The following is a 15,522-nucleotide window of genomic DNA, read 5'->3' as shown; positions in this document are numbered from 1 at the left end:
TTCACCCCGCCATGCACCTTAAGCTGCGTCGGCCGCCATCTTCTCGGCTTTGGCGATCACTTCGTCGATGCCGCCAACCATGTAGAACGCACCTTCGGGCAGGTGGTCATACTCACCGGCCACAACCGCCTTGAACGAGGCAATCGTGTCTTCCAGCGGAACCTGAACACCGTCCGAGCCGGTGAACACTTTGGCCACATCGAAGGGCTGCGACAGGAAGCGCTGGATTTTCCGGGCGCGGGCCACGGTCAGCTTGTCCTCTTCCGACAGTTCGTCCATCCCGAGGATGGCGATGATGTCCTGGAGCGACTTGTAGCGCTGCAGGATCTGCTGCACGTCCGAGGCCACCTTGTAGTGCTCTTCACCCACGATCTGCGGGTCCATCAGGCGCGAGGAGCTGTCGAGCGGGTCCACGGCGGGGTAGATGCCGAGTTCCGAGATCGCGCGGTTCAGAACAGTGGTCGCATCGAGGTGCGCAAAGGTTGTCGCAGGCGCGGGGTCGGTCAAGTCATCCGCAGGCACGTAAACGGCCTGAATGGATGTGATCGAACCGGATTTGGTCGAGGTGATCCGTTCCTGCATCGCACCCATGTCGGTGGCCAGTGTTGGCTGGTAGCCCACCGCCGAAGGAATACGGCCGAGCAGAGCGGACACTTCGGAACCCGCTTGGGTGAAGCGGAAGATGTTGTCGACGAAGAACAGAACGTCGGTCCCGGAGGCATCACGGAACTGTTCCGCCAGCGTCAGACCGGTCAGGGCCACACGGGCACGCGCACCGGGAGGTTCGTTCATCTGGCCGTAGACCAGCGCCACTTGGCTTTCTTCGAGGTTGTCGGGCTTGATCACGTTCGACTCGATCATCTCGTGATAAAGGTCGTTGCCTTCACGTGTCCGTTCACCCACACCTGCGAACACGGAGTAGCCCGAGTGCACTTTGGCGATGTTGTTGATCAGTTCCATGATCAGAACGGTTTTGCCCACGCCAGCACCGCCAAAGAGGCCGATTTTGCCGCCCTTGGCGTAGGGGGCCAGCAAGTCAACGACCTTGATGCCGGTCACGAGAACTTCGGATTCTGTCGACTGCTCTGAAAAGGCGGGCGCGTCCTGGTGAATGGCGCGTTTTTCTTCCGCTTCAACCGGGCCACCTTCGTCAACGGGTTCGCCCACGACGTTGAGGATACGACCCAGTGTTTTCGGGCCAACCGGCACCATGATCGGGCCGTCAGTGTCAGTCACTTCCTGACCGCGTACCAGACCTTCGGAGCTGTCCATCGCGATGCAGCGCACGGTGTTTTCACCAAGGTGCTGCGCGACCTCAAGGATCAGGCGGTTGCCGTGGTTGTCGGTTTCCAGAGCGTTCAGAATCTCTGGCAGGTGGTCATCGAATTGCACGTCGCAGACGGCCCCGATGACTTGTGTGATTTTGCCTTTAGCGTTTGCCATTTTTCGTCTCCGGGTGTCTTACAGCGCTTCCGCGCCGGAAATGATTTCAATCAGCTCGTTCGTGATCACAGCCTGACGCGAGCGGTTGAACTCGATGGTCAGCTTGTCGATCATGTCGCCAGCGTTGCGCGTCGCGTTGTCCATGGCGCTCATCCGGGCGCCCTGTTCGGACGCGCCGTTTTCCAGCAGGCCGGAAAAGATCGCCGTGGCCACGCCGCGCGGCAGAAGGTCGGCCAGAATGGCCTCTTCGTCCGGCTCGTAATCATAGAGCGTGTCGCTGCCCTCGTAATCCTCGGGGATCGCGAAGGGGATGATCTGTTGCGCTGTGGGGATCTGGGTCACGACGTTCTGGAACTTCGAGAAGAAGATCGTCGCCACGTCATATTCGCCCGCATCAAAGCGGCCCAGCACGTCCTTGGCCACGCCTTGGGCATCCGCATAGCTCATGCGCTTGACCTCGGTCATGTCCACGTGACCGACAAACATGTTGCCAAAGTCGCGTTTCAGCTGATCGCGGCCTTTCTTGCCAACGGTCAGGATCTTGACCGTCTTGCCTGCGGCTTGCAGTTCCGTCGCCTTGGCCCGCGCCAGTTTGGCGATGTTGGTGTTAAAACCACCGCACAAACCACGTTCCGATGTCATCACCACCAAGAGATGCGTCTGATCCGAGCCCGTACCGCTGAGCAGTTTGGGTGCGCTGTCAGAGCCCGCCGCCGCCGACGCCAACCCCGCCATCACGGCGGTGAACCGTTCGGCATAGGGACGCGACATTTCGGCAGCTTCCTGTGCCCGCCGCAGTTTCGCGGCGGCCACCATCTGCATGGCCTTGGTGATCTTCCGCGTCGACTTGACGCTTTCGATCCTGTTTTTCAGGTCCTTGAGATTTGGCATTGCCCGATCTCCTTATGCGAAGGTCGAAGCGAACTCGTCGAGGACCGCCTTCATCTTGTCGACGTTCTCGCCGCTCTTGAACTTGGGATCTTCGTCAGCGATCCACTTCAGGAAGTCGGCTTTCTGCGACCGCAGGAAGTTGAGCAGGCCCGCTTCGAATTTGCCAACTGCGCTGACGTCGATGTTGTCGAGGTAGCCATTGGTGCCTGCAAAGATCACGCAGACGATTTCCGCGTTGGTCAGGGGCGAATACTGCGATTGCTTCATAAGTTCGGTCAGGCGCGCACCACGGTTCAGCAGCTGCTGCGTGGCGGCATCAAGGTCAGAGCCGAACTGGGCAAAGGCGGCCATTTCGCGGTACTGGGCCAGCGACAGTTTCACCGGACCCGCAACCGACGACATCGCGTCTGTTTGCGCCGAGGAACCCACGCGGCTCACCGAAAGACCGGTGTTCACGGCGGGGCGGATGCCCTGGTAGAACAGTTCGGTTTCAAGGAAGATCTGGCCGTCGGTGATCGAGATCACGTTGGTCGGAATAAAGGCCGACACGTCACCACCTTGGGTTTCGATGATCGGCAGGGCCGTCAGCGAACCGGCACCGTTGTCTTCGTTCAGCTTGGCCGAACGTTCCAGCAGGCGCGAGTGAAGGTAGAAAACGTCGCCAGGGTAAGCTTCGCGGCCCGGTGGGCGGCGCAGCAGCAACGACATCTGGCGATAGGACACAGCCTGCTTCGACAGGTCATCATAGATGATCAGCGCGTGGCGGCCATTGTCACGGAAAAACTCGGCCATGGCGGTCGCGGCGTAGGGTGCCAGGAACTGCATGGGGGCCGGGTCGGATGCGGTTGCAGCCACGACGATCGAGTAGTCGATCGCACCGGATTCTTCGAGCTTCTTCACCAGCTGCGCCACGGTCGAACGCTTTTGGCCGACGGCCACGTAGATGCAGTAGAGCTTCTTGCTCTCATCATCGCCCGCAGCGTCGTTGTAGGATTTCTGGTTCAGGATCGCGTCCAGAGCAACGGCGGTCTTGCCGGTCTGACGGTCACCAATGATCAGTTCGCGCTGGCCACGGCCAATCGGGATCATCGCGTCAACGGCTTTGAGGCCGGTCGCCATCGGCTCGTGCACCGATTTACGGGGGATGATGCCGGGGGCTTTGACGTCAGCGACGCGGCGCTCGGACGAGGCGATGGGGCCTTTGCCGTCCAGCGGGTTGCCCAGACCGTCTACAACGCGGCCCAGCAGTTCGTTCCCGGCAGGCACGTCCACGATGGAGTTGGTGCGCTTGACGGTGTCGCCTTCTTTGATGTCACGGTCGGACCCGAAGATAACAACACCGACGTTGTCGTTCTCGAGGTTCAGGGCCATACCCTGAATGCCACCGGGGAATTCGACCATCTCACCGGCTTGCACGTTGTCGAGGCCGTAGACGCGGGCAATCCCGTCCCCTACCGACAAAACGCGGCCCACTTCGGCCACTTCTGCTTCCTGACCAAAGTTCTTGATCTGGTCTTTCAGGATCGCAGAAATCTCTGCTGCTTGGATACCCATTTATCCGACCTCTTTCATTGCATTCTGGAGGGAAGAGAGCTTGGAGCGGATCGACGTATCGATCATCTTCGAGCCCACTTTTACGATCAAACCGCCGATAAGGCTTTCATCGACGGTTGCATTGATGGTGACGTCCTTGCCCATGCGGGCCTTGAGCGTCTTGGCAAGCTTGTCGCTTTGCGTTTTTGTCAGCGCCTTGGCGGACGTCACGTCTGCGGTCACTTCGCCTTTGTCCTCGGCGATCACCTCGCGCAGCGCCTGCACCAATTGCGGCAGCACGAACAGGCGGCGCTTTTCGGCCATCAGGGCCAGCGTGTTCGACATCAGGTCGGTCAGCTTGGCTTTCTTGGCGATCGCAGTGATGGCGGCGGCCTGCTCTTCCCGGCTGTAAACGGGCGATTGGATCAGGGCATTGAAGTCGCCGCTGTCAGCCATGGCGGCTGTCAGGGTTTCAATATCACCTTTGAGTTTTTTGACGGCTTTGCCTTCTTTGGCAAGTTCGTAGACAGCAGTGGCATAGCGCGCGGCGATACCTGTGGAGATCGAAGCTGGTTCGGACACGTCCACCCTTTCGATGTCTTGGCCCGGATTGCTGCACACGGATGCGTGGCCCGGGGTGTTGGACCGCCCTGATTTTGGCCAAGGCGTGAAAATCAGGGGGGATGTAGCAGAGGGTTTGCCACCCCGCAACATGTGTTCGTGAACGGGCGTTAGGGCGGTTATTTCGCGATTTCAAGGGGTTAACAAAACTGCGACCGTTTGGCCCGCAGGAATTGCAAAATTTCCGTCACAAAACGTGGGCGTTTGGGGGCGATTCCGGGTCTAACGGGGCGATATGTGGTTCAATCGCAACGGGTCATTGAGCGCGACAGCACGTGCAAGATCGATTTGTTGACTCGCATTGGCGTCAGATACAACTTCCGGGCGTTCGGGGGCGAACGGGAAAGGAATTGGTATGGGCGCGTTGATGCTTTTGGCGTTGATGACAGGTGCGCTGTCATTCGGCATGTTGGACGATGGCGAAAACGGTGAGGATGCAGTTCCGCCACAGGACGGGCCGGACGAACCCGACACTCCAACAGACCCCGGCGATCAGGACATCGGTGCAGCGTTCGACTTCGATGCGGCGGCTAATGAAGTAATGATCGACGTAGGCGCTGATGAGACCCGCAACGTGGCCAGTGTTATCTATGTTAACAGTGAGGACAGCCCCGGCGATTTCTACCGGACCTATGAGGCACGCTTTTATCTCGTACCGGAAGGTGTGGACCTGTCTGATAACGATTTCGAGGACCGTTGGGACATCCCTGGGCAACAGAACTTTGGCGGCGATCCCTACGATTATCAGTTGGCAGATTTTGAGAACCATTTCGGGCTAGAGCTGTTGGGAACGGTTGCGCTGGATTTGCCAGAGGATGGAAACCCGCTGCCCGATCCAGGCGCGATGCGGGATGTTTTGCCCGACATCACCTCCAATGTTGACATCGATGTCCACTATTTGGAGGCCACAACCGATGGCGATGAACTGATCACCTTTCTGAACGAAGACTATGTTGTGACCCGTGGTGGCATTACCGAGCAGGTGGTGACCGAAGATACGACCGGCACCAGCGAAGCAGACTGGCTGACGACCGGAACAGAGGGGATTGCCCTCGAGGGCGGCAACGGGAACGACATCTTGATCGCAGATCATGGGGAAACCACTCTCTCCGGTGGCGCAGGTGACGACACGATCGAAGGTGTTTTTAGCATTCGAGACATATCGTTCTGGCGGATCGACGGTACAGAACCTGCTGTCGTCATCGACGGAGGTGACGGCGACGACTTGATACGGACCTCGAATGCAACCGTGGATGCTGGCGCAGGGAACGACACCGTTAGCATATACGGGGGTGAAGCCCGCGGAGGCGATGGGAATGACCAACTGAACGCACGAAGCGACGGGGTGGTGACGCTTTTCGGAGACGCTGGCGACGACCGGCTGGTTGTGGGCGGCATCGGGTCAGAAGCGTTCGGTGGATTGGGGAACGATTCCCTTAATGTGGACATGGGCGCAACCGGCTATGGGGGAGCGGGCAACGATACGTTGCAACTTGCAGAGGGGAGCACTGCATTTGGCGGTGAAGGCGATGACCTGTTCACCCTTGTCAGTTCCTACAACGATGAGGATGGTCCGGCCACCATCACCGGAGGCGAGGGTGCCGACACCATCAGTGCCCGGGTCCGAGATCCCTATGGCGACCCCGAGGCCGTTTTTCTTCAAGTAACGGATTTCGACCCAAGCGAAGACCTGCTGCAGATCGGTTCTTTCAATGGTGCCACGGTCGACAACGTCGAAGTCGTTCAGAACCTGGAAGATGGCGTTACTGATGTGCGTTTGACCTACGCACCCAACGGTACTTTAGACCCGGGTACAGCAATTATCCGCATCAACGGCATATCGGATATCACAACGGATCAAATTGTGATCGTCGACTAACGTCACTAGACCCGCCCCGCGACAGGTGCCGTGACCCCTTGCGGCACCTTTTGCCGCTTGGCCTTGGACCGCACGGCCTTGCCCTTGGGCGGGTAGACCAGTTTCGATGCTTCGACCATGAACGCCCCACCTGCCACCATACCCGGCATCAATCGCCCCACCTTTTCGAACATTGGGGCTGATTTCATCCACAGCCTTTTGGTGGACGGAAACTGGTAGAGCGCACCCACATGCCGTTCGGGCAGGAACTGGTGTTTGCGCAGCTGTGTTTCGAGTTGGCTGGCCGAATAGGGCCGTCCATAGCCAAAGGGCGTGCGATCCCGACGCGACCACAGCCCGGCGCGGTTCGGCACGATGAACAGCGCCTTGCCGCCCGGCCCCAGCACACGCCACGCCTCTTCCAGCAGGTCATAGGCGCGCTCTGACGTCTCGAGCCCGTGCAGGACGACCAGCTTGTCCACGTGCCCCGTTTCAATGGGCCACAGGGTTTCTTCGGTCAGCACGGACACATTCGGCTTATCAGGCGGCCACGGCATCACCCCCTGGGGGCCGGGCATAAGCGCCACGACACGTCGCGCTTCTTTCAGATAGGGGCGCAAGAGAGGTGCGGCAAAGCCGAAGCCTGCAACGGTCTGGCCTTTGGCTTCGGGCCACAATTCGACAAGCCGTCGCCGCAGCGATGCCTGCGCGGCGCGCCCCAGCGCGCTGCGGTAATAGAAATTGCGCAGGTCCTGCACATCAAGATGCATGATCGTCTCTTGTTCATCCGGCCCGTTCGGACCACCTTGGTTCTAACACTAAGCACAAAGAGCCGAATTGCCATGCCTCTCGACATTCGCACGATCCCCTGCCTCGCCGACAACTATGCGTTTCTGGCCCATGACCCGGACACTGGAGACACCGCATTAATTGACGCGCCCGAGGCCGCGCCAATTCTTGCAGCATTGGCCGAGACGGGATGGAAGCTGACGGATGTTCTGATCACGCATCACCATTATGATCACGTGGACGGTTTGCAGGATCTGCTTGCCCAGCACCCTGCCCGCGTCACGGGCGCCAGCGCCGATGTGCACCGCCTGCCTGCGCTTGATGTACAGGTGGCCGAAGGTGACGCGGTCACCATCGGGTCAGAAACAGGGACTGTCATCGACGTGTCGGGCCACACCGTTGGTCACATCGCGTTCCACTTTCCCGCCTCCAGGGCGGTGTTTACCGCCGATAGCCTGATGGCGTTAGGCTGCGGGCGGGTGTTCGAGGGCACCAAGCCGCAAATGCATGACAGCCTGCAAAAGCTGGCCGCCCTGCCCGGTGATACCCATGTTTACTCCGGCCATGAATACACAACGGCCAACGGGAAATTCGCCCTCACCATTGATCCTGAGAATACGGACCTTATATCGCGAATCCGCGAGGTGGCCGAGAAACGCGCATCGGGCACCCCGACTGTTCCATCGCTTTTGTCCGAGGAACGGGCGACAAACCCATTTCTGCGCGCCCACGACCCCGCCATTCAGGCCCATCTGGGAATGAAAGGTGCCAACGCCACCGACGTATTCACGGAAATCCGCACCCGGAAGGACAACTTCTGAGACGGATCAGTCCACCAATGCGCCCAAAGTGACACCATCGTAACGTTTCTCACGCATATTGTGAGGGTCAAGGTGCAAAAAGCCTTGAAGCTGCGCGATCTTCAACCAAACTTAAACACATGAGGCCATGGTTGGTACGGGGCCTCGACATACCTTGGCGCCCCCACCCGACCCCGATCGAAAGGAGCACGAGCCGTGCCTTCATTCTCGACGACACTCGAAAAAGCCATTCATCAGGCGCTTGCGCTGGCCAACGAACGCCGGCACGAATTCGCAACGCTGGAGCATTTGCTGCTGTCGCTGGTCGACGAACCTGATGCACGCCGTGTCATGCAGGCGTGTTCAGTCGATATCGACGAGTTGCGCGGCACGCTTGAGGAGTTCGTGGACGACGACCTGTCGAACCTGGTGACTGATATTGACGGCTCCGAAGCCGTGCCCACAGCCGCCTTCCAGCGCGTTATCCAACGCGCGGCCATTCACGTGCAGTCATCGGGCCGCACGGAAGTGACCGGTGCCAATGTTCTGGTCGCCATCTTTGCCGAGCGCGAATCGAACGCAGCCTATTTCCTGCAAGAGCAGGACATGACACGCTATGACGCGGTGAACTTTATCGCGCACGGTGTGGCCAAGGACCCCGCCTTTGGCGAAGCGCGACCTGTCTCCGGTGCGCCGGAAGCCGAAGAAGAGCCGCAAGGCGTGACCGAAGGCGAGAAGAAGGAAAGCGCACTTGCCAAGTATTGCGTGGACCTGAACGAAAAGTCGCGCGAGGGTGATATCGATCCGCTGATCGGCCGATCGGCCGAAGTGGAGCGCTGCATTCAGGTGCTGTGCCGCCGCCGCAAGAACAACCCACTTCTTGTGGGTGATCCAGGCGTGGGCAAGACCGCCATCGCCGAAGGTCTTGCGCGCAAGATCGTGGCTGGTGAAACGCCCGAAGTGCTGTCTGGTACAACCATCTATTCGCTCGACATGGGCGCGTTGCTGGCCGGTACGCGGTATCGCGGTGATTTTGAAGAGCGTCTGAAGGCAGTTGTCACCGAGTTGGAAGAGCACAAGGATGCTGTTCTGTTCATCGACGAAATCCACACTGTAATCGGCGCCGGCGCCACGTCCGGTGGTGCCATGGACGCGTCCAACCTGCTGAAACCTGCCTTGCAGGGCGGCAAGCTGCGCACCATGGGCTCGACCACCTACAAAGAGTTCCGCCAGCATTTTGAAAAGGACCGCGCGCTGAGCCGCCGGTTCCAGAAAATTGACGTCAACGAGCCCTCGGTTGAAGACGCCACGAAAATCCTCAAGGGCCTCAAGCCCTATTTCGAGGATCACCACGGGGTCAAATACACGTCGGATGCGATCAAGACATCCGTTGAGCTGGCGAGCCGCTACATCAACGACCGCAAGCTGCCTGACAGCGCCATCGACGTGATCGACGAGGCGGGCGCGGCCCAGCACCTGGTCACGGCCGCCAAGCGCCGCAAGACCATCGGCACCAAGGAGATTGAGAATGTCGTGGCGAAGATTGCCCGTATTCCTCCGAAAAACGTGTCCAAGGACGATGCAGAGACCCTCAAGGACCTCGAAGTGTCTCTCAAACGCGTGGTGTTTGGTCAGGACCCTGCGATCGAGGCCCTCGCCTCGGCCATCAAGCTGGCGCGGGCCGGTCTGCGCGAGCCTGAAAAGCCCATCGGCAACTACCTGTTTGCCGGTCCTACGGGCGTGGGCAAAACCGAGGTGGCCAAGCAACTGGCGGACACGCTGGGTGTGGAAATGCTGCGCTTCGACATGTCGGAATACATGGAGAAACACGCCGTCAGCCGCCTGATCGGTGCCCCTCCGGGATATGTCGGGTTCGATCAGGGTGGCATGCTCACCGATGGCGTTGACCAGCATCCGCATTGCGTTCTGTTGTTGGACGAGATGGAAAAGGCGCACCCGGATGTCTACAATATCCTGCTGCAGGTGATGGACCACGGCAAACTGACCGACCACAACGGTCGGACGGTGGATTTCCGTAACGTGATCCTGATCATGACGTCGAATGCCGGTGCGGCTGACATGGCGAAGGCCGCAATCGGCTTTGGCCGCGAGCGGCGCGAGGGCGAGGATACGGCAGCGATCGAACGTACATTCACGCCGGAATTCCGTAACCGCCTGGATGCTGTGATCAGCTTTGCACCGCTGGGCAAAGACACGATCCTGTCCGTGGTCGAGAAATTCGTGCTGCAACTGGAAGCGCAGCTCATGGATCGTAACGTGACCATCGAGTTGACGAAGCCTGCCGCCGAGTGGCTGGCCGACAAGGGCTACGACGACAAGATGGGCGCGCGCCCGTTGGGCCGTGTGATCCAGGAGCATATCAAGAAACCGCTGGCCGAGGAGTTGCTCTTTGGCAAGCTGATGAAAGGCGGCGTTGTCCGCGTGGGTGTCAAGAATGGCGAGCTGGATCTGAAGCTCTCTGGCCCTGACAAACCACGCATCTCGGGCGACAAGCCACCGCTTCTGACCGCAGACTGATGCGGGCGGCAGCGTTTGCCGCATTGATATCGACCCTCGCTGCGACCCCGCTCGCGGCGAGGGAGATTTTGTTGAACCTGCCCATTGATTGCGATCTGGGTACCGAATGCTTCATCCAGCAATATGTGGATCATGATCCGTCGCCCGAGGCCATGGATTTCCGCTGCTCCACACTCAGCTACGATACGCATCAGGGCACGGATTTCGCCCTTCGGTCCCTGGACCAGATGCGGCGCGGTGTGACTGTCATTGCCGCAGCCCCCGGCACGGTCCAGGGCACACGCGACGGGATGGAAGACAGGCTTTTCCGTGCGGACGAAAGCAGCCAGATCAACGGACGCGAATGCGGCAATGGTGTACTGATCGATCACGGCGATGGGTGGAGCACCCAATATTGCCACCTCAAACGCGAAAGTGTCACCGTCAAAACGGGCGACCGCGTGGATGAGGGCACTGTTCTGGGAGAGGTGGGCCTGTCAGGCCGGACCCAGTTTCCACATGTCCATATGACCCTTCGCAAAGATGGACAGGTCGTCGACCCGTTTGATCCGGACGGAAAGGTTCAATGCGGGGCCCCCAGCGCCAACACGCTATGGCAAACGCCCCCGCCCTATCGCCCGGGCGCCGTGCTGGAGGTGGGCTTTTCCGACAGGGTGCCCGAGTTCGACGACATAAAGGCGGGCCGCGCGACGGCCGCGCACATGCCGGTAGATGCCCCTGCGATCGTGGTTTTTGGCTATGCGTTTGGCGGAAAGGCGGGGGACAAGATGCAACTGCGCATCGATGGCCCTGATGGAACGCTGATCGACGACATGGTCGATATAGATCGCGATCAAGCGCAGTTTTTCCGCGCCCTTGGCAAGAAACGAACAACGGCCAGTTGGCCCAGCGGACGCTACACCGGCACCGTGGTTCTGCGCAGGGGAGAACAGGAAATCAGCCGCGTTCAAGGCACCACCGTCATCCAGTAAGGCGCAGTTGTACTGCGCTGTCCCAACGGTGCTTCTGCCGTCCGGACACGACTGTAAGGCGCACGTATTCGTGCGCCCTATTTCTCGGTGAATTTGAGCTCGATCCGACGGTTTTGCGCCCGCGCTTCAACGGTGTCCACAGGATTGATCGGCTGATATTGTCCGAACCCGTTGGCGGACAGCCGATCCGGCGGCAGGCCGAGGAAATTAACCATGTACCGCACAACCGACAGTGCGCGCGCCTGGCTCAGTTCCCAATTGTCCGCAAACTCGCCCTGCCCCGACAGCGGCACATTGTCCGTATGCCCGTCCACCTGCAGCACCCAGTCAATGCCAGCGGGAATGTCATCTGCAACACCGCGCAGGATACCCGCGATATTCCCGATCTCTCCCCGGCCTGCCACCGACAATTCAGCGCCACCGGGCGGGAACAAGACTTCCGAGGAAAAGACAAACCGGTCCCCGACGATCCGCACACCTTCCTGAGCGCCCAACACATCCCGCAACTGGCCGAAGAATTCAGACCGGTAGCGTTCCAGGTCCTGCGCCTCTGCCTCAAGCCGCTTGCGCTCTTCCTCTTCCAGCTCGCGCCGCCGGCGTTCCTCCAGCGCCGCACGTGCCAGCGCAGTGTTCAGATCGCGGCCCAGTGTGCTCAATTGCACGTCTTTGGCTGCGTCACGCACGACAGCGTCATCCAGAAGTGCCTGAAGCTGTCCCAATTGCGTCCGAAGTTGTGAAACCTGTTGGTTCAACAACTCTGTCTGACGCTGCGCCTCAAGCGTGGCCGCTTCCTCGGCATTCAGAGCCTCACGTGCCGCAGCCAAAAGGGCTGCACGCTGCTCTGCCTCGGACATCTGCGTGGTCAGCGCCTCTTCTGCCGTCAGCTTGGCGGCCAGCGCCGCAGCCAGTTGTTCGCGGACGTCCGAATTGCTGCTGCCTGCGGCCTGCGCGTCAGCCAGTGCCGCCTCACGCGCGGCCAATGCGGTGGCCAGCTGCGTGCGCAACTCTGCCAGATCAGCATCCTGTGCAGCCACCTGCCCCTCTGCGGTCACCTTCTCGGCCACCGCTGCCGCCAACCGCTCGCGCAGATCATCCCGTTCAAGGTCCAGCGCGGCGAGGCGTTCTTCGATCACAGCCATCTGAGCCTCAACATCGGCAAGGGCCCGGGACGCCTCCGTTCCGGCCTCTGCGTCGATCAGCGCCGTGGCAAGGCGCGCTTCAAGGCTTGCTTGTGCTTCGGACAGTGCGGTCTTTTCCGCGTTTGACGTATCAAGTGCAGCGAGGGCGGCGGCCAATTCGGCTTCCAGATCTTCGATGCGGATCTGCGCCGCCGACGCCGAACTGCCGGATTCCTGCACAGACAGCAGCGCCGCCGCCAGACGGTCGTTCAAATCCTTCTCCACGGCCCGGGCAGCAGCCAAGAGGGTGAGCGTATCCTCGGCCTCCTTCCGCTGCGCTTCGAGCGCGAGGGTCATAGCCGTCAGCTCGGTGTCGGCATTTTCGAGCCGTTCGCGCAACGCTTCGGCGGCTGCGGCTTCGACCAGCCGCGCGGCTTCTTCTGCGCTCAACGCCTCTTGCGCCGCATCAAGATCGGCTTGCAAGGCGGCGGCCTGATCCGCGCTGTCCGCATTCCTGTTGCGTAGATCCGCGATCAGGGCCTGCAATGCGTCGGTCCGTGCAGCGGCCAGACGGGCCTCTTCGGCTTGTGCGTCCACCTCGTCCCGGGCCGCAGCAAGGGCCAGGTTCAGCGCCTCCTGCTCGGACAACAAGCGTGTTTGTTCTTCTTCAAGCCCCGCTACCGTCTCAAGCGCCGTATCGCGGTCCGCAATCAGCGCAGCCACTTGCGCCTCAAAGCTGGTGATGCGGGTTTCGGCCTGTGCAAGCGCAGTTGCTTGTGCATCGCGTTCCGCCGTGAGGGCGGCAATCGTCGCGGCCTGCGTGTCCACTTGCGTCTGTGCATCGGTCAATGTCGCGCTCAGCGCGGACAGGCGGGAATCCAACTGGTTCGCGCGGCGTTCTTCCAAGCCAAGTGCCTGCGCCAGGGCTGCCACCTCACCGGCCAGTTGATCCAGTTCGTTTTCCTGACCCGAGATCGTTTCGCGCAGAACAAATTGCACGATCATGAAGATCGTCAGAACAAACATCAGAACCAGCAGCAGGCCGGTCATCGCATCCACGAAGCCCGGCCAGATGGACGCCTGGAACCGTTGCCCTGTGCGTCGCGACAGCGCCATGGTCAGCTATCCCCTGCGGAGTGGCCCTGGCGGTTGCGAGTGTTGCCGCCCGGCTTGCGCCCTTGGCCCCGCGGCTGGCTTAGCGCCGTGGCAAGGGCGGAAATATCGGTGCGCAGTTCCGCCATCGTTTCCTGTCGACCCGCGCTGATTTCTTCGAGAATACGCAGCATCTGAACGTCGATCGACCGCAAGCGCATCCGGCTTTCAGCGTCGATCCCGTCGCCCGTGCCCTGCCGTTCGATCACGTCGATCAGACGTTCCTGCCCATCGGCCATCCGCGCCAGCGTCTCGTTTCCACTGCCTTGCGCTTCAAGCCGCGCGGTCATGCGATCAACGGAATCCGCCAGCAGGCCCAGTTTCTCATCCACCATCGATCGGCTGATATCCGACTGCGTGAACATAGTTTGCAGGCTTTCCATCTGCTCGGCCAGATGGTCGATCACACCTGCCATTGCACTCTGGTCGCCTCCCCCTCGCCATCGGACAAGCCAACACGGGTGATGGAGCTTAGCCATTCCTCAAGTTCACGGTAAAAGCGGTTTTGCCCGCGCCCCGCGAAGAGCTCAAGCAGGCCGACCACCAGCGATCCAGCCAAGCCCAGGAGAGATGAGGCAAAGGCAACACCCATGCCGCCCAATTGCGCCTCAAGACCCGTCATCAGCCGGTTGAACACCGCGACCCCGCCTTCGCCCTCTTGCGGGGCAAGGCTGCGGATCGTGTCGACCACCGCCGGGACAGTCGTTGCCAGCCCGTAGAACGTGCCCAGAAGGCCAAGGAAAATCAGCATGTTGACGATGTAGCGCGTGATATCGCGCACTTCGTCGATCCGTGTGGCAACCGGATCCAGAATGGAGCGTGTCGAGGATGCTGAAAGCTGCATCCGCGCGCCCCGCGACCGCAGCAGCGACGCGAGCGACCCCAGAAGCTGCGGCGCCTTTGTCTGCGCATCCGCCCGGTCGCTTGCAAATTCTTCGATCCAGCGCACCGATGAGATCAGCGAAAACACCTGCCAGAAACAGGCGATGACCCCGATGGCAAAGACCATAAGGATAAAGCCGTTCAGATAGGGGTTCGCCTGAAACACTGGCAGCACGCGCGGCAGTGCGAGTACCGCACCAAACAGCGACATGCCCAGTACAAAGACCATGGCGAAAATCTGTTGAACCGGCTGCGAGAAATGCGGCTGTGCCTTGGGTGTGGTCTGTGCCATAGCGTGGCTCCTGACCCCTGCTCTGTTCTGCTTTTGCGGCAGACTATCGGCTTTTGTACCCAAGCGCCAAGGATTTATGCCAGTATCGCTGCGACGCGGCGTGACAGCCAATCCAGGTCGGGATCGGCCACGCCCATCTCGGCCAAATGTTGGGCCGTGTTGTACAGATATTCACTGTTTGGGCCCCGCCCGCCATGCGCGTGGGCAATGATCTGCGCCTGCTCTTCAAGCGGCAAACCACCGCAATACTGCACATGCCCGGGATCGATGACATAGGTCACGGCCTCGACCCGCGTACCACTGAGCAGATCCACATGCAGGTTCTTTTCCAGATAGGCGGATGAGATCAACTCGCGCTCTCTGAGATAGGCAAGCGTTTTGTCTTCGGTCCCCGGCTTCACACGCAGTGCCACCCCATCACAAGACGCGTCGGCAGCGGCATCAAGGGCCAGAACAAGGCCCGGTTCTGCTTTGGACCCGCGGTGGTGGATCGACCGCATGCAAAACGACCGCGCCCAGCCCGGCAAGGTACCGCGCGCGGCTTCGGCCACATCGAAGCCGGGGTTCCAAAGCAGGCTGCCATAGCCGAAAACCCACATGGTCATTGTCACTGGTCCTTTTGTTCCGCCGTGGG

11 protein-coding genes and 1 pseudogene are annotated in these 15,522 nt (G+C 60.3%); 4 read left to right on the top strand and 8 right to left on the bottom strand.

Going from position 1 to position 15,522, the window contains the following annotated elements; all coding sequences use genetic code 11:
- Positions 1-18: 18 nt before the first annotated feature.
- Genes atpD through ACZ1HN_RS09310 form a run of 4 tightly spaced genes read right to left on the bottom strand, consistent with a single transcriptional unit; the run spans position 19 to position 4,449 of the window.
- On the bottom strand, positions 19-1,443 hold the full coding sequence (gene atpD, locus ACZ1HN_RS09325) for a F0F1 ATP synthase subunit beta (protein ID WP_299550135.1): 1,425 nt from the start codon (positions 1,441-1,443) through the stop codon (positions 19-21).
- Between the two features lie 18 nt (positions 1,444-1,461).
- The gene (locus tag ACZ1HN_RS09320; RefSeq protein WP_299205023.1) at positions 1,462-2,334 is read right to left on the bottom strand and encodes a F0F1 ATP synthase subunit gamma; all 873 of its coding nucleotides are present in this window, start codon (positions 2,332-2,334) and stop codon (positions 1,462-1,464) included.
- A 12-nt stretch (positions 2,335-2,346) separates the two neighbouring features.
- Positions 2,347-3,888: a F0F1 ATP synthase subunit alpha gene (gene atpA, locus ACZ1HN_RS09315; RefSeq protein ID WP_299604382.1), complete on the bottom strand. Its 1,542-nt coding sequence runs from the start codon at positions 3,886-3,888 to the stop codon at positions 2,347-2,349.
- Complete coding sequence (locus tag ACZ1HN_RS09310) at positions 3,889-4,449, bottom strand: F0F1 ATP synthase subunit delta (RefSeq protein ID WP_472727291.1); 561 nt, start codon at positions 4,447-4,449, stop codon at positions 3,889-3,891.
- Positions 4,450-4,843: 394 nt separating this feature from the next.
- Between ACZ1HN_RS09310 and ACZ1HN_RS09305 the strand changes: the two genes are divergently transcribed.
- Positions 4,844-6,367, top strand: coding sequence for a calcium-binding protein (locus ACZ1HN_RS09305; protein ID WP_472727290.1), 1,524 nt, complete (start codon positions 4,844-4,846; stop codon positions 6,365-6,367).
- Positions 6,368-6,372: 5 nt separating this feature from the next.
- On the opposite strand, the gene ACZ1HN_RS09300 is transcribed toward ACZ1HN_RS09305, so the two are convergent.
- Complete coding sequence (locus ACZ1HN_RS09300; RefSeq protein ID WP_472727289.1) at positions 6,373-7,116, bottom strand: class I SAM-dependent methyltransferase; 744 nt, start codon at positions 7,114-7,116, stop codon at positions 6,373-6,375.
- Between the two features lie 72 nt (positions 7,117-7,188).
- On the opposite strand from ACZ1HN_RS09300, the gene gloB reads away from it, so the two are divergent.
- The 3 genes from gloB to ACZ1HN_RS09285 all read left to right on the top strand — a co-directional run bounded on the left by gloB (position 7,189) and on the right by ACZ1HN_RS09285 (position 11,444).
- Complete coding sequence (gene gloB / locus ACZ1HN_RS09295; RefSeq protein WP_472727288.1) at positions 7,189-7,956, top strand: hydroxyacylglutathione hydrolase; 768 nt, start codon at positions 7,189-7,191, stop codon at positions 7,954-7,956.
- A 195-nt stretch (positions 7,957-8,151) separates the two neighbouring features.
- A complete protein-coding gene (gene clpA, locus ACZ1HN_RS09290) occupies positions 8,152-10,473 on the top strand; it encodes an ATP-dependent Clp protease ATP-binding subunit ClpA (protein WP_299205007.1) in 2,322 nt (773 codons plus the stop codon).
- Between the two features lie 71 nt (positions 10,474-10,544).
- The gene (locus ACZ1HN_RS09285) at positions 10,545-11,444 is read left to right on the top strand and encodes a M23 family metallopeptidase (protein ID WP_472727287.1); all 900 of its coding nucleotides are present in this window, start codon (positions 10,545-10,547) and stop codon (positions 11,442-11,444) included.
- Between the two features lie 77 nt (positions 11,445-11,521).
- Here the strand turns inward: ACZ1HN_RS09285 and ACZ1HN_RS09280 are convergent, their stop codons facing one another.
- The 3 genes and pseudogenes from ACZ1HN_RS09280 to ACZ1HN_RS09270 all read right to left on the bottom strand — a co-directional run bounded on the left by ACZ1HN_RS09280 (position 11,522) and on the right by ACZ1HN_RS09270 (position 15,493).
- The gene (locus tag ACZ1HN_RS09280; protein WP_472727286.1) at positions 11,522-13,678 is read right to left on the bottom strand and encodes a peptidoglycan -binding protein; all 2,157 of its coding nucleotides are present in this window, start codon (positions 13,676-13,678) and stop codon (positions 11,522-11,524) included.
- Positions 13,679-13,680: 2 nt separating this feature from the next.
- Positions 13,681-14,888: pseudogene (locus ACZ1HN_RS09275) on the bottom strand (biopolymer transporter ExbB).
- Positions 14,889-14,962: 74 nt separating this feature from the next.
- Entirely contained in the window at positions 14,963-15,493 is a 531-nt protein-coding gene (locus tag ACZ1HN_RS09270) for a gamma-glutamylcyclotransferase (protein ID WP_472727285.1), read from the bottom strand.
- Positions 15,494-15,522: the final 29 nt, after the last annotated feature.

Source organism: Tateyamaria sp. GN1-10, from assembly GCF_055693845.1.
The sequence above is the reverse complement of the archived record's forward strand: the minus strand, read 5'-3'. Positions and strand labels throughout refer to the sequence as shown.